We start from the raw sequence: 12452 nt of genomic DNA, 5'->3' as shown, positions 1-12452 counted from the left end.
CATCGACAACTTCCCGGGCGGCTCCATGGCCAGCCGCCCCGTGCACTTCATCTGGATGCTCGACTGCTCGGGCTCCATGAGCGTCAACGGCAAGATCGGCGAGCTGAACTTCGCCATCCGCGAGGCCATCCCCGAGATGCAGCAGGCCGCCAACTCCAACCCGGCGGCGTCCCTGCTGGTGCGGGCCATCTCCTTCGCCAGCGGCGCCAGTTGGCACGTCGGCGAGCCCACGCCCGTGGACACCTTCTCCTGGGAGGACGTGCACACCTACGGCGGCACGGACATGGGCGCCGCCTTCAAGCTGGCCGCCGCCGCGCTCCAGACGCCGCCGATGCCGCAGCGCGCGCTGCCGCCGGTGCTCGCGCTCGCCTCGGACGGGCAGCCCACCGACGACTGGCGGGCGGGCCTGCGCGCCATCGACAGCACCCCCTGGGGCAAGCGGGCCGTGCGCGTCGCCGTCGCCATCGGCGACGACGCGGACAAGAGCATGCTCAAGGAGTTCCTGGCCAACCCCGAGCTGGAGCCGCTCCAGGCCCGCAACCCGCGCCAGCTGGCCGCCGCCATCCGCTGGATGTCCACGGCGGTCGTGAAGGACGCGTCGACTCCCAAGGTCGAGGACGGGGGGCCCGCCACGCCCGTCACCCCGCAGCTCACCAAGGGCGACGAAGCCGACATCTGGTGACCGGCGCGCGGGACACGGCGGCCCCCGGGGAGCGCTGGGCGCTGCTCACGGGCGCCGTCCAGGGGGTGGGCAAGAAGTACAGCCAGGACCGGTACGCCGCCAAGGCCACCGCGGACGGCCGTGCCGTCGTCCTCACGGTCGCCGACGGGCACGGCTCCGCCGCGCACTTCCGCAGCGACCTGGGCGCCCGCTGGGCCGTCGAGGAGTTCACGGCGTGCGCGGAGGTCTTCGCGCACGAGGCGGTGCGGGTCGGCGCGGACGCCGCGAGCTGGCCGGGCCTCAGGGCCGAGGCGCGGCTGCTGCCGCAGGCCGTCGGCCACCGCTGGCACCGGCGGGCCCTGCTGCATGACGCCAGCGCGCCCGCGCACGGCGCCTCGCCCGCCCAGCGGGCCCGGGCCAGGGAGCGCGTCACCGGCCGCGGCACCCCGGACCTGGCCGCCTACGGCAGCACGCTGCTCGGCGCCGTCCTCACCGAACACACCCTGCTGTGCTGGCAGTTGGGCGACGGTGACATCGTCCTCGTCGACGCGGGCGGGCAGCCGCACACACCGCTGTCCACCGGGCCCGACATGGGCGACGAGACGGACTCGCTGTGCGAGCCCGAGCCGTGGCGCAAGACCCGTACGTACTGGCAGCCCATCACCGGCGGACCGCCGCCCGCGGTGCTGCTCTCCACCGACGGCCTGTCGAAGAGCTTCGCCGACCACCAGGGCTTCCTGGACTTCGCCACCGGGGTGCGCGAGCGGGCCGCCGAGCAGGGCGTGGCCGCGGTGCAGGGGCAGCTCGGCGACTGGCTGGCGCGGGCGGCGAAGTACTCGGGCGACGACACGACGCTCGTCGGCGCGTTCGCCCGCGCGCCGGGCGGCACCACGCCGCGGGCGGCGAGCCGCACCGACGCCATGGGCGTGGGCGCCAGGGACACGGACGCCACGGACACGGGCGCCAGGGGTGGCAACGGCACGGACGCGGGTCCCGTGAACAGGGGCCCCTCGAACACGGCAGAAGACACACGCGAGCGAGAGACGGGGACGGCAGGATGAGCAACGGCATGCTCGCCCGGGGCAAGAAGCTGGTGACCGAGGACGCCGAACGCGTCACGGTCGAGGAGCTGTTCGGCTCGGGCGGCCAGGGCGAGGTGTACCGCGTCACGACGGCCCGCGGCGACCGCGCCGTCAAGTGGTACTACCCGCAGCTGGCCGACGCCCGGCAGCGGCACATCCTCGAAGGGCTCATCGAGAAGGGCTGGCACGACGACCGGTTCCTGTGGCCGCAGTCCATCGTGATGGACCCCGACGGCCAGGAGCCCGGCTTCGGCTATCTGATGGACGTGCGCCCGGCGCGCTTCCAGGACCTGCCCGCGCTGTTCCGGCGCGACCCGTCCGTCAAGGACGCCACCATGCGCACCCTGGTGACGGTCGCCCTGCACACCGTGGAGGCCTACCGCGCGCTGCACTCCAAGGGCATCGCCTACCGCGACATCAACTGGGGCAACATCTTCTTCGACCCCCGCACCGGCGACGTCCTGGTCTGCGACAACGACAACGCGGTCGTCGAGGGGGAGCTGGCCGGGGTCGCGGGCACCATGGACTTCATGGCGCCGGAGCTGGTCCGCGGCGACAAGGGCGCCCAGCCCGGCACCCAGACCGACCTGCACTCCCTCGCCGTCCTGCTCTTCCTGCTCCTGATGAACGACCACCCCTTCAACGGCGCGCTCGCCATGCGCATCCACTGCATGGGCGAGGCCGCCAAGCGCAAGCTCTACGGCACCGACCCGGTGTTCGTGTACGACCCGAACGACACCCGCAACCGGCCCGTCACCGGCGAGCAGCCCACCGTCATCGCCACCTGGGCGGCCCTGCCGCAGATCCTGCGCGACCTGTTCATCCAGACGTTCACCGAGGGGCTGCGCAGCCCGGCGCGGCGGGTGCGCGAGACGCAGTGGCGGGACGCCCTCAGCCAGGTCCTGGACGCCATCACCCAGTGCCGCGGCTGCGGCAAGCAGAACCTCACCCAGCCGGACGGCGCCCCGCCCAACTGCTGGAAGTGCCGCACCCCGCTCCAACTGCCGCCCCGCCTGGAGCTGGTGACCGCCACGGGTACGACGCTGCGCACCCGCCGCGGCATCCGGCTCGACCCGAGCGCCCGCCTGTACGCCCACCACCTCGACGGCGACCCGGAGCGGCACGACTTCCGCGCCGTCGTCGGAGAGGTCACCGAACACCCCAAGCAGCGCGGGCGGTTCGGCCTGACGAACCGCACCAACCGCGCGTGGACCGCCCGCAAGCTGGACGGCACGGTCCTCGACGTGGAGCCCGGCCGGACCGTCGCCCTCCAGACGGGGCTGCTGCTGGAGTTCGGCGGCGGGGTGGAGGCGGAGGTGAAGGACTGACGGGGCGCGGCACCCCGGGGCGCCCCGAAGGGGCGCGGGGCTGTGTCGATGGGCGGCTGCGCCGCGTGGGCGCGCCCAGCCACGACGGCGGCGGGGGCGCCCCGAAGGGGCGCGGGGAACTGCGCGCCCAGCCACGACGGCCCCGCGCCCGCCAGGCGGCAGTAAGGGGCACGTCCTTAGGCGTGTACTTAGGCGGCTGCGCCACGTGGGCGCGCCCAGCCACGACGGCCCCGCGCCCGCCAAGCGGCAGCAAGAGGCACGCCCCTAGGCGTGAACCCCGCGGCGGCGCAGCCACCGGCGGCGCCACCACCGCGGCGGCCACCAGGCGGTCGACGGCCGCGCGGGCGGCGGCGCCGGGGGCAGCGCCGCGTGGGCCGGGGCGGCGGGGACCGCCACGGCGTCCGGCCGGGGCAGCGGGGCGACCGTCACGGCGCAGGCCGTCGGCGGCACCGCGAACGTGACCGTGCCGCCCGCGGCCCGGTGGCGGCTGCGCGGCACCCGCACCTCGTCGCGCCGTGTGCCGTCGTCCCAGGTGACGAGCGCGAGCACGGCGGGCTCGGGCCAGCGGAAGCGGGCCTCGGCGAGCCCCGCGCCCGTCCGGTAGACCGTCAAGTCATCGACGGAGCAAGGGTGTTCGACGATCACGCTCGGGCCCGCCACCGCGCGGTCGCCCAGGGCGCTCACCGCCGTCATCCGCAGCCGCCGCCCCGGCGGCGCCACCAGATCCCGGTGCAAGGGGCCGCCGTCCGTCCCCGGGGCGGTCGTCGCGAGCGCCCCGAACCGCGCCGACACGTCCGCGCCCCGCGCGACCGGCCCCGCGGGCCACGGCACGACGGTGCTCCCGCCGCGCTCCGGCGCGGTCCACGTCAGGCGCACCCGGTCCCCGGCGCGCCGCGCCGCCAGGTCCGTGACCGGCGTCGGCCACTCCTCGACCCGGGTCGTCAGACGGGCGCCGGGCGACCAGCTGATACCGCCGTCCGGGCCGCCGCCCGGATAGCCGCAGCAGACCTCGTACGTGTACGTCCCCAGCGGCAGCGGCACGTCCAGGAGGCGGTCCCGCTCGCCGGGGACGACCGTGAACGGGGCGCCGTCGTGCGAGCGCCGCACGCGCACGGCGGTCGCCGCCGGGTGCGGCTGCCAGCGCAGCCGGACGCCGTCCGGCACGGGCGCCGCCGACAGGCCGGTCGCGTCCGGGGCGATCAGGACCGGCCCGGTGACGCGCGGCACCCCGGCCACGCGGTCGCCGAGCAGGGGCACGACGGCGTACCGCAGCGGGCGGCCCAGCGGCGCCCGGGCGTCCTCCGCCACCTCCAGCGCGGTGGACGCGACGTCGACGGCCTCCCCGGGCGCGCCGTCCTCGAAGCGCAGCACGCGGTACGAGACGGGCGCGGACCGGGGGCGGGGGCGCGCCCCGGCCGCCAGGCGAGGCGCACGCACCGGTCGTCAACGGCGGCGGCCAGCGGCGGGGTGCCGGAGGCGGCCGGGGCCTGAGCGGTCGCGTCCGCGAGGGCGGTGGCCGCGCGGAAGAGGCCCGTGCGGGTCTCCGACGCGTCCTCAGCGCGGCGCAGCGCGGTGAGCCACACGGTGGCCGCCGTGCGCCAGTCGCCGCGCCGCTCCGCCGCGGCGGCCCGCGCGGCCAGGTCGGCCACCTCGGCGGAACGCGCCCCCAGCGAGCCGAGGAGCCGGGCCAGGACGTGGTCCTGAGGGGCGTCCGGCAGCGGCTCCGCCAGCCGCTCGGCCGCCCGCAGCCGACGGCCCGGCCAGAGGTCGTTGATCCGCTCCGCGGCCCGGCGGCGCTCCCCGTCGGCGGGGAAGCGGGCGTCGACGGCGGCGGCCAGCAGCCGGGCCTCGCTGCGGTGCACGCCGAGCGCGGCCACGTCGTCGACGGTCGTCGGGGCGTCGGCGCCGTCGTCACCCCGGTCCCGGTCCTTGAGCAGGCAGCACACTTCCCACAGCACCACCCGGCGCAGGCCCATCGGGTCGTCGCGGGCAAGGGTCTCCAGGGTGTCCACGACGGCCGCCGCCGTCAGCGCCCGCTGGTCGGCCGAGCCCTGCCAGGCGGCGCGGGCCCCTCGTACGTACGCCACGTCCACGCGCTGCCACACGCCGCCGCGGCCCGGGAACCACAGGCCGTCCAGGACGCGGAAGCCGTCGTCGCGCTCGGCGCGCGGCAGCGTGCCGAACACCCCGGTCGCGGCCCGCTGCCGGGCGGGTTCGCGCAGCAGCTCCGCCGCGTGCCGGAAGCCCAAGTCGCGGATGGCCGCCCGCAGTTCGAGGTAGCCGCGCATGCCGGGGAACTCGGGGAGCGCGGGCAGCGGGGGCAGCGCATCGGTGTCCGTGGCCCGCACGCCGGGCCGCCAGGTCGTCGCCACCGGTCAGCTCCCGGGCCTGGTGAAGAAGTACACGCGCACCACCGCCGTGTCCGGGCGGCTGCTCAGGTCGTGGAAGTCGTCCGTGGCCGTCTTCGACGTGAACATCCCCGGACGGCCCTTGCTCAGCAGGGAGTTGACGCGGTGCGCGTAGACCGTGCCGCTCTGGCCGCCGCCGAAGGTCAGCACCAGCGCGGCCCTGCGGCCCTTCCACTCGCGGGTCGAGCGGCCGATCTGGGAGACGATGCCGCCCCGGTCCGTGCCCCGCACCCGGAACTCCTCCGGTCTGCGCTCCACCGACGGCGGCCCGGTCGGCTTCTTCTTGTCCCGGTCCTTCTCCTTGGCCGACGCCGAGTCCTTGGGCCTGGGGTTGGCGAGCGGGTCGGGGCGGTCCGCCATCGACACCAGGGCGAGGACGAGGAGCAGGTCGGCGAAGAGCCAGCCCGCGAGGACGACCCCGGCGACCCGCCCGCCCCGGGCGCGCCCCCGCCGCCGGGTCACGTGTCACTCCCGGGCCGTGGCGGGGTGGGCCGCCCGGTGGGCGGACGCAGGGCGCGGGTGCGGTCGGAGCGGAGGTCGGAGCCCGGCGGGGTGTCCCCGGGGGCGTCCCCGGGGGCGTCCGGAGGCGTGTCCGTTGGCGGGGCGTCGGCGGGCGGAGCGTCGACGGGGGCCGCGTCCGTGGGGGCGGCCTCGGCCGGACGCCAGGGGCCACCGTTGAGGTGGGGCGTCCCCGGGGCGGTGGCTCCCGGAGGGCCGGAGGCATCGGTTCCGGGCGCGCGGTGGGCCTCTGTCGCCGGGGTGCCGCGCCCGCCGGGGCCAGGGGCGGTGGGCTCGGGGGCGGTGGGCTGGAAGGGGACCGTGGCGGGCGCGGAACCGCCGAGGGGGGCGCCGTACGGGGCGGAGTCCGGGACCGTCGGCTGGAGCGGGTCGGCCTCCGCCGCCGGGGGCACCACGCGGAACGGGTCGGCCCCGTTCCGCACCGGAGCCGCAGGGGGCACGGGAGCCCCAGGAGTCACCGGCGCCGCTGACGGCATCGGGGTCGCGGACGGCATCGGCGACGCCGCGCGCGGGTCGCTGCCCGCCACCGTCCTCTCCACCCGGGCCGCCGCGTCCTGCCAGTGCGCGGCCGCCGCGTCCCACCGCTCGGTCGCCTCGCGCATGCCGTCGACCGCGTCGTTCGTCCGGCCGGTGCTGGACACCAGGGCCTTGGACGCCTGCTCCGTGGCCAGGGCCACCGCCTCCGTCTTGGCGACCAGCTCGCGCTGGGCGGTGAGCAGCGACTTCAGGGACGCCTCGACCGTCGTGCCCGCCGCCTTCACCTGGTCGGCGATCAGGCGCGCCGCGTCGGCGTTGGCGGTGCCCGCGCTGGCCGCCGCCCGCTGGCCGTCGCGCAGCGTCGTGTCGATGCGGTCCGCCGCCGCGCCCAGCTTGGGGATCTCCGCGCTGAGCTTGCCCGCCGCGTCCCGCAGCGACGTGGTGGCGCCGGTGACGGCACCCGTGGCGCTGACGAGCGCCTTGTGGTTCTTCTCCGCCTCGGCGGCAAGGGAGCGCATCTCGCCCGCCGCCTTGGTGAGTTCGGAGGTGAACTGCTTCGGGGAGGCGCTGCGGTGCGGGGCGAGGAGCATCTGAAGCCGCGTCAGCACCGAGGCCAGCGCGGCCAGCAGCCGCTCCCGCTCGGCCTCCTGCTCCGCCTCCTCCTGCTCGGCGCGGGCCCGCACCCGCGCGTGCACCACGGAGAGCAGCACCAGGAGCGCGATCAGGACCACCGCCATCAGCGCCACGTTCTCGAACCGCCCGAGCGGCGAGAGGTGCCCGCCGAAGCCCGACTGCCACAGCTGCAGGAAGGGCCGGGTGGCCTCCTCGCGGTCCACCTTGCTCAGCTCCCCGTACGCGTGCACGGCCTCGCGCAGGCCGAACCACGTCACCAGGAGCGGTACGAAGACGAGGGCGCCGAGCGCCGCCTCCAGGAGGGCGTCCCGGCGGGCGGACGGCCTGCCGCGCTCGACGACGACGCTCTCCGGGCGGGCGTAGGCCGCCACCAGGTCCAGCTCGGCCCACCGGTCGAGGCGCTTGTCGCGCTCCAGGTCGTGGGCGAGCGCGTCGAGTTCCTCGGCGCGCGGACCGAGCTGCGGCTTCCCCGCCAGGTCCTGAAGTTGCTTGATGAGCTCCTGCTTGTTCAGCAGCTGTGCGGGCGTCAAGCGTGTACTCCCTGTCTCGGGCCGTCTCGGGAACGTGGCCTGACCGACGAGGTCCTCGCCCATGAGGCCTCGTCAGTCGAGGACGCCCCCCCTGCCGCGCCGGTTCCTGGCGCCGCGGCCGAGACGCGTCAACAGGGCCTCGGCCTGGGGGTGTTCAGGGTCCCACGTGAGGCACTTGCCGAGGGCCTCAATCGCCTCATCCCTCGCCCCGCGCCGGTGCAGCTCCTCCGCGTGCCGGTAGGTGCGCTGGGCGAGCAGCCCCCGCACCCGTACGTTTGTCGGGTCGTGCCCGTACGCGCAGCGCAGCCACCGCTCCGCGGCCGGGAAGTGGTCCGGTGCCATGTCGGCCATCGCGGCGGCGCAGTGCACGTCGATCATCGCGTCGAGGACCTCGGCGTGCGCCGGGTGCGCGGTGGCCTCCTGCCAGGCCGCGTGGGAGGCCTGTACGGCCAGCTCGTACCGGCCGAGGTCCAACAGGGCCTTGGCGCGGGCAAGTTGACGCCAGGCGCCGCCCGCCCAGGGGCCAGTCTCCCCGCCCCCGCCGGGACCGGTCCCGGCGCCCTCGCCGCCCGCCCCCGTAGGCTTCCCGGCGCTCCCCGCGGGCCGCTCCCCGGCACCGGCGCCCGGGCGCTCCCCGGCGCCCTCGGGCCGCGGCGCCCCGGCACCCTCAGGGCGCGACACCCCGGTGCCCTCCGCCGCCGGACGCTCGCCGAGCCCCTGCCCCAGGCGTTCGCCGAGCCCCCGCGGCTCCGCCCCGGCCCCTTCCGCCGCCCGCCCCCCGGCCCCGCCGCCAGGGGCGCTGCCCGAGCCGCCGCCCGGACCGGCCCCCGAGCCGCCGCCCGGCCCACCGCCCGCGTCGCCCCCCGCGCCCTCGCCCGTCAGGCCCGCCAGCAGTTCCCCGGCCTCCGCCACGATGTCCCGCAGCAGCGCCACCGCCTCCTGGCGGCGCCCCTGCCCGGCCAGTTCCCGCGCCTGCGCGACGTCGCGGCGGGGCGCGCCCTGCGGCTCGTCGGGCCCGAGCAGCGTCGCGGTGAGCGACGGCGCGTCCCCGAGGGTGTCCGTACCGGGGTCCGCCGCCTCCAACGGCCCCTCGTCCAGGGCTCCCTGGCCGGACGGCGAGGCGCCGCCCGCCAGGCGCACCGCGTGCTTCAGGGCGCCCAGCGCCAGTAACTCCGCCGGGCCGTGCACCGTGCGGCAGCCGAGGCCCGCGACGCCCGAGCGCACCACCCGGGTGCGCGTGCCCCCGCCGACGAGCAGCAGCGTGTCCACGTCGGGGCGGCCGAGCGCGGACTCGGTGAGCAGCGCGTGCACCCGGCGCAGCATGCGGCGGACGTGCGGCTCCAGGAACGCGTCCAGGTTCTCCCGGGTGATCCGCATCCGCAGGCCGGGCCCGGGCCCCACGTCCAGGGTGAGCGTCGCCGCCTCGGCCCCCGCCGCGCCCGCGCGCTCGGCGCCGCTCAGGGACTCCCGCGCCTCCTGCGCCCGCTCCCGCAGGGCCAGCCACCGCTCCGGGGCGCCGCCCGTCACCGCCGCGGGCCCCCGGCGCGCCCGCAGCAGCCGCACCCCGGCGGCCAGCGTGGCCTCGTCGAAGGCCCGGCCGCAGGACGTGGCCGCCCCGTCGTACCCGAGGGCGCGGTAGTGCCCCCGAACCCCCCGCACCAGGCCCGCCTCGAAGCCCTCGTACCCCAGGCCGAACACCAGGAACGTGCCGCTGTCCCGGTCCGTGGTGTGGCCGAGGACCGCGGCGAGGGAGTCGCTGATGAGCCGGACCGGCGCCAGCCCCGCCCGGTGCGCGGCGTCGCGCAGGGCCTGGCGCTGCGCCGACTGGTAGGCCGCGGGCACGCTGATCACCGTCTGCGCGACCGGCCCCGGCGCCCGCGCCTCCACCCGCTCCCGCAGCTCCCGCAGCAGGCCCGCCGCCACCGCGTCCGCGGATGCCGTGCGCCCCCGCCACGGCACCGAACCGCCGCCGCCCAGCAGGGACTTCAGGCTGGGGAACAGATACGGCAGGACCCCGGCCGGGGCGGGCGCGGGCACCAGCCACGGCCAGTCGCCCACCGGCAGGTCCAGGCGCCGCACCGGCTGCCCAGGCGCGGAGAACACCGCCCGCACGCCCGTGGCGCCGAAGTCGACGCCGAGGCTGACGCGGTCCTCGGCGGTCCCGTCCGTGGCCCCGGCCACCGCTGCGGTCATCCTCCCGCCGTGTCGTCGGGGACCTGGAGGATGCCTCCGTAGTCCTTCTTGTCGGGCAGCGAGGGCACCGCGCGCTCCGAGTAGGCGACGGCGACCAGGCTGCGCAGGTTCTTCGCCTGCTCGGCCGTCTGGATGCGGTTGCCCTGCCGGTGGGCGGACTTGACCTGCTCCACGGCCTCGCTGATCGCCTTGACCGTCTCCAACGGCGCGCCCTCGGAGGCCAGTTCGGCCTGCCGGAACTGGCTGGCCAGGCCGCACTGGTGGTACATGTCGTCAAGCAGCAGCTCGGTCAGGCGCTTGTACTCGCCGCTGTCGCCCATCTCCACGGCCCGCTGCGCCTGCGCGATGTCGCGGCGCACCTTCAGCTCCTGGGTGTGCTCGACGTACGCGCCGTACCGCTTCAGGAAGTGCTGGGCCTCCCGCTCGGCGAGGCCCAGCTCCTCCCGCAGCACGGCGCTGTCCACCTCCTGCTCGGTCTCGGGCGGCGGGGTGCGCGGCTTGTCGCGGCGCGGCGTCGCCTCCAGGACCATGTCGGTGCCGCGGACGCTGATCCGCACGCTGATGATCCGGTCCGCCGAGTAGTTGAACGACACGTCCACGTGCCGGTTGATGTCGATCTCCTGCGGCAGCTCGAACTCGACCACGCCCTGCTCGTGGTTCTCGCTCGCCACATGGCTGTCGCCCTCGTACACCGGCACCCGGATCAGGCGGCTGTCCGTCGCGTGGAAGGTGCGCTGGCGGGGCTCGGGCAGCGGGAACGGCGTGCCCGCCGGGATGATCGGCACGAACACGTCCCGCTGGGCGCCCTTGACCGCGGCGATGCCCATCGCCATCGGCGTCGACTCGAACAGGCCGGTGGAGCCCACGGGCCGCGCGTTGACCAGGCTCTGCCCGCAGTCCGCGCACCGCTCGGCCGCGTAGTCGTTGGCCTTCTGGCACTCGGCGGCCGGGCACTCCACGCCGTTCAGGGTCTCGGCGAGGACGCCCGCGCCGTAGGCCACGCACTCCATCGGGTTGATGTTCCTGCGGACCTTGTCGGCGCCGAAGAACGCCTCGACCGCCTCGTACACCGGCCGGGTCAGCGTGCCGCCGCCGACGAGGAGGACGTCCGAGATGTCGTCGGGCGTCAGCTCGTACCCCGCGAGGGTCTCCTTGACCAGGTCCATCGTGCGCGTCACCAGCGGCGCGATCAGCCCCTGGAACTCCTCGCGGGTCAGCGACATCTCCACGTCGACGATGCCCTCGGGGCCGCGGTAGGCGGCCGGGACCACGATGTCGGTCTCCGGCAGCTCGTTCAGCTCCCGCTTGGCGGCCTCCGCGGCCTTCTTCGCCTGGAACAGGAACTCCTTGTCGCCGGACGGGTCCACGCCCCGCTCCCGCTTCATCCAGGCGATGATCCGCTCCACGATCGCCAGGTCGAAGTCGTCGCCGCCCAGCCAGATGTCCCCCGCCGAGCGCAGCACCTGGAACTGGCTGTGCCCCTCGCGGTCCTTGACCGTGTTCAGTACGGAGATGTCGAACGTGCCGCCGCCCAGGTCGTACACCAGGACGCGGCTGCGCGCCCCGCCCGGCTTGTGCAGGCCGAACGCGACCGCCGCGGCCGTCGGCTCGTCGACGATCTTCTTCACCACCAGGCCCGCGCTCTCGGCGGCCTCCCGCGTCGCGGCGCGCTGCGCGTCCCGGAAGTACGCGGGCACCGTGATCACCGCGTGCGTCACCTGCTCGCCGAGGGTGCGCGCCGCGTCCCGCACCAGCTTGTCCAGGATCACGCTGGAGATCTCGGAGGGGGCGCGGGTGCGGCCGCCGAGCAGCACGTGCGCGCGCGGGTCGTCGTCCGGGCCCGGCACGATCTCGTAGCTGAGCCGCTCGCGGGCCTGCGCCACCGAGTGGTCCGCGAAGTCCCGGCCCATCAGGCGCTTCACCGACACGATGGTGTCCTTGGGCTGGCGCACCGCCCAGTTGAGGGCGTCCTCGCCGACGAGCGTCTGCTCCTTGGTGTCGCGCCGCACGAGGCCGACCACCGACGGGGTAAGCCGGTCGCCCTTGCTGTTGGTGAGGACCGCGATGTCGCCGCGGTGCGGGTCGTGGGCGGCGACCGCGCTGTTCGTGGTGCCGAGGTCGATGCCGATGGCCTTCATGCGTCAGGGGGTTCCTTCCTGGCTCGCCCGGTCTGCTCCGTCGGTGCCGCCGGTCGCGGCCACCGCCACCCGGGCGGCGCGCAGCACGTGCCCCCGGTATCGATACCCGCGCCGCAGCACCTCAAGGACCTCGTCGGCGGCGGCTCCGGGCGGCGCGGGGCGCACGGCGACGACGTGGTGCGTGGCGGGCTCCGCGCGCTCCCCGACGCGCCCGAGCACGTCGAGTTCCTCGCGGCCCAGGGCCGACTCCAGCTGCCGGGCGACGAGTTCGAGGCTGCGGTGGTACGCCGCCGGGTCCGCGGGCGGCCCGGCGGCGAGCAGCCGGTCGAGGGCGTCGAGGGTGTCGGCGCACACGAGCAGCAGCCGCTCGGTGTGCGCGCGGTGGGCGGCGTCGCGGGCGGCGAGGGCCTTGGTGCCCTCGTACGCGGCCGCCGCGGCCGCCGACGGCCGCTCCGGTGGGTTCACGGGGTCCACGGCGTCACC

10 protein-coding genes are annotated in these 12452 nt (G+C 76.4%); 3 read left to right on the top strand and 7 right to left on the bottom strand.

All coding sequences use genetic code 11. The features are described 5' to 3' along the window. Window positions 1-25 precede the first annotated feature (25 nt). Genes ACOBQU_RS08930 through ACOBQU_RS08920 form a run of 3 tightly spaced genes read left to right on the top strand, consistent with a single transcriptional unit; the run spans window position 26 to window position 3071 of the window. Window positions 26-682: a vWA domain-containing protein gene (locus tag ACOBQU_RS08930; protein WP_423634352.1), complete on the top strand. Its 657-nt coding sequence runs from the start codon at window positions 26-28 to the stop codon at window positions 680-682. Beyond that, window positions 679-1722, top strand: a complete 1044-nt coding sequence (locus ACOBQU_RS08925; protein WP_423625587.1) for a protein phosphatase 2C domain-containing protein — start codon at window positions 679-681, stop codon at window positions 1720-1722. Before ACOBQU_RS08930 ends, ACOBQU_RS08925 begins: the two co-directional genes overlap by 4 nt. Further along, window positions 1719-3071 (top strand): protein kinase domain-containing protein, encoded by a 1353-nt coding sequence (locus ACOBQU_RS08920; RefSeq protein ID WP_423625585.1) that lies wholly within the window; start codon window positions 1719-1721, stop codon window positions 3069-3071. Before ACOBQU_RS08925 ends, ACOBQU_RS08920 begins: the two co-directional genes overlap by 4 nt. A 264-nt stretch (window positions 3072-3335) precedes the next feature. Here ACOBQU_RS08920 and ACOBQU_RS08915 read toward each other — a convergent pair whose 3' ends face one another. From ACOBQU_RS08915 to ACOBQU_RS08885, 7 genes are all read right to left on the bottom strand, one after another. Continuing rightward, the gene (locus ACOBQU_RS08915; protein WP_423625583.1) at window positions 3336-4379 is read right to left on the bottom strand and encodes a hypothetical protein; all 1044 of its coding nucleotides are present in this window, start codon (window positions 4377-4379) and stop codon (window positions 3336-3338) included. Then, entirely contained in the window at window positions 4271-5443 is a 1173-nt protein-coding gene (locus ACOBQU_RS08910; RefSeq protein ID WP_423625581.1) for a hypothetical protein, read from the bottom strand. Before ACOBQU_RS08910 ends, ACOBQU_RS08915 begins: the two co-directional genes overlap by 109 nt. 3 nt (window positions 5444-5446) lie before the next feature. Beyond that, the gene (locus tag ACOBQU_RS08905; protein WP_423625579.1) at window positions 5447-5941 is read right to left on the bottom strand and encodes a hypothetical protein; all 495 of its coding nucleotides are present in this window, start codon (window positions 5939-5941) and stop codon (window positions 5447-5449) included. After that, a complete protein-coding gene (locus tag ACOBQU_RS08900; RefSeq protein WP_423625578.1) occupies window positions 5938-7638 on the bottom strand; it encodes a hypothetical protein in 1701 nt (566 codons plus the stop codon). The genes ACOBQU_RS08905 and ACOBQU_RS08900 overlap by 4 nt, the downstream gene beginning before the upstream one ends. A gap of 72 nt (window positions 7639-7710) precedes the next feature. Then, a complete protein-coding gene (locus tag ACOBQU_RS08895; protein WP_423625576.1) occupies window positions 7711-9831 on the bottom strand; it encodes an Hsp70 family protein in 2121 nt (706 codons plus the stop codon). After that, window positions 9828-11969, bottom strand: a complete 2142-nt coding sequence (locus ACOBQU_RS08890; RefSeq protein WP_423625574.1) for an Hsp70 family protein — start codon at window positions 11967-11969, stop codon at window positions 9828-9830. Before ACOBQU_RS08890 ends, ACOBQU_RS08895 begins: the two co-directional genes overlap by 4 nt. Window positions 11970-11972: 3 nt before the next feature. Then, the gene (locus tag ACOBQU_RS08885) at window positions 11973-12443 is read right to left on the bottom strand and encodes a nucleotide exchange factor GrpE (RefSeq protein WP_423625572.1); all 471 of its coding nucleotides are present in this window, start codon (window positions 12441-12443) and stop codon (window positions 11973-11975) included. Window positions 12444-12452 lie beyond the last annotated feature (9 nt).

It is taken from the genome of Streptomyces sp. G45 (genome assembly GCF_049542095.1).
GTDB lineage: Bacteria > Actinomycetota > Actinomycetes > Streptomycetales > Streptomycetaceae > Streptomyces.
The sequence above is the reverse complement of the archived record's forward strand: the minus strand, read 5'-3'. Positions and strand labels throughout refer to the sequence as shown.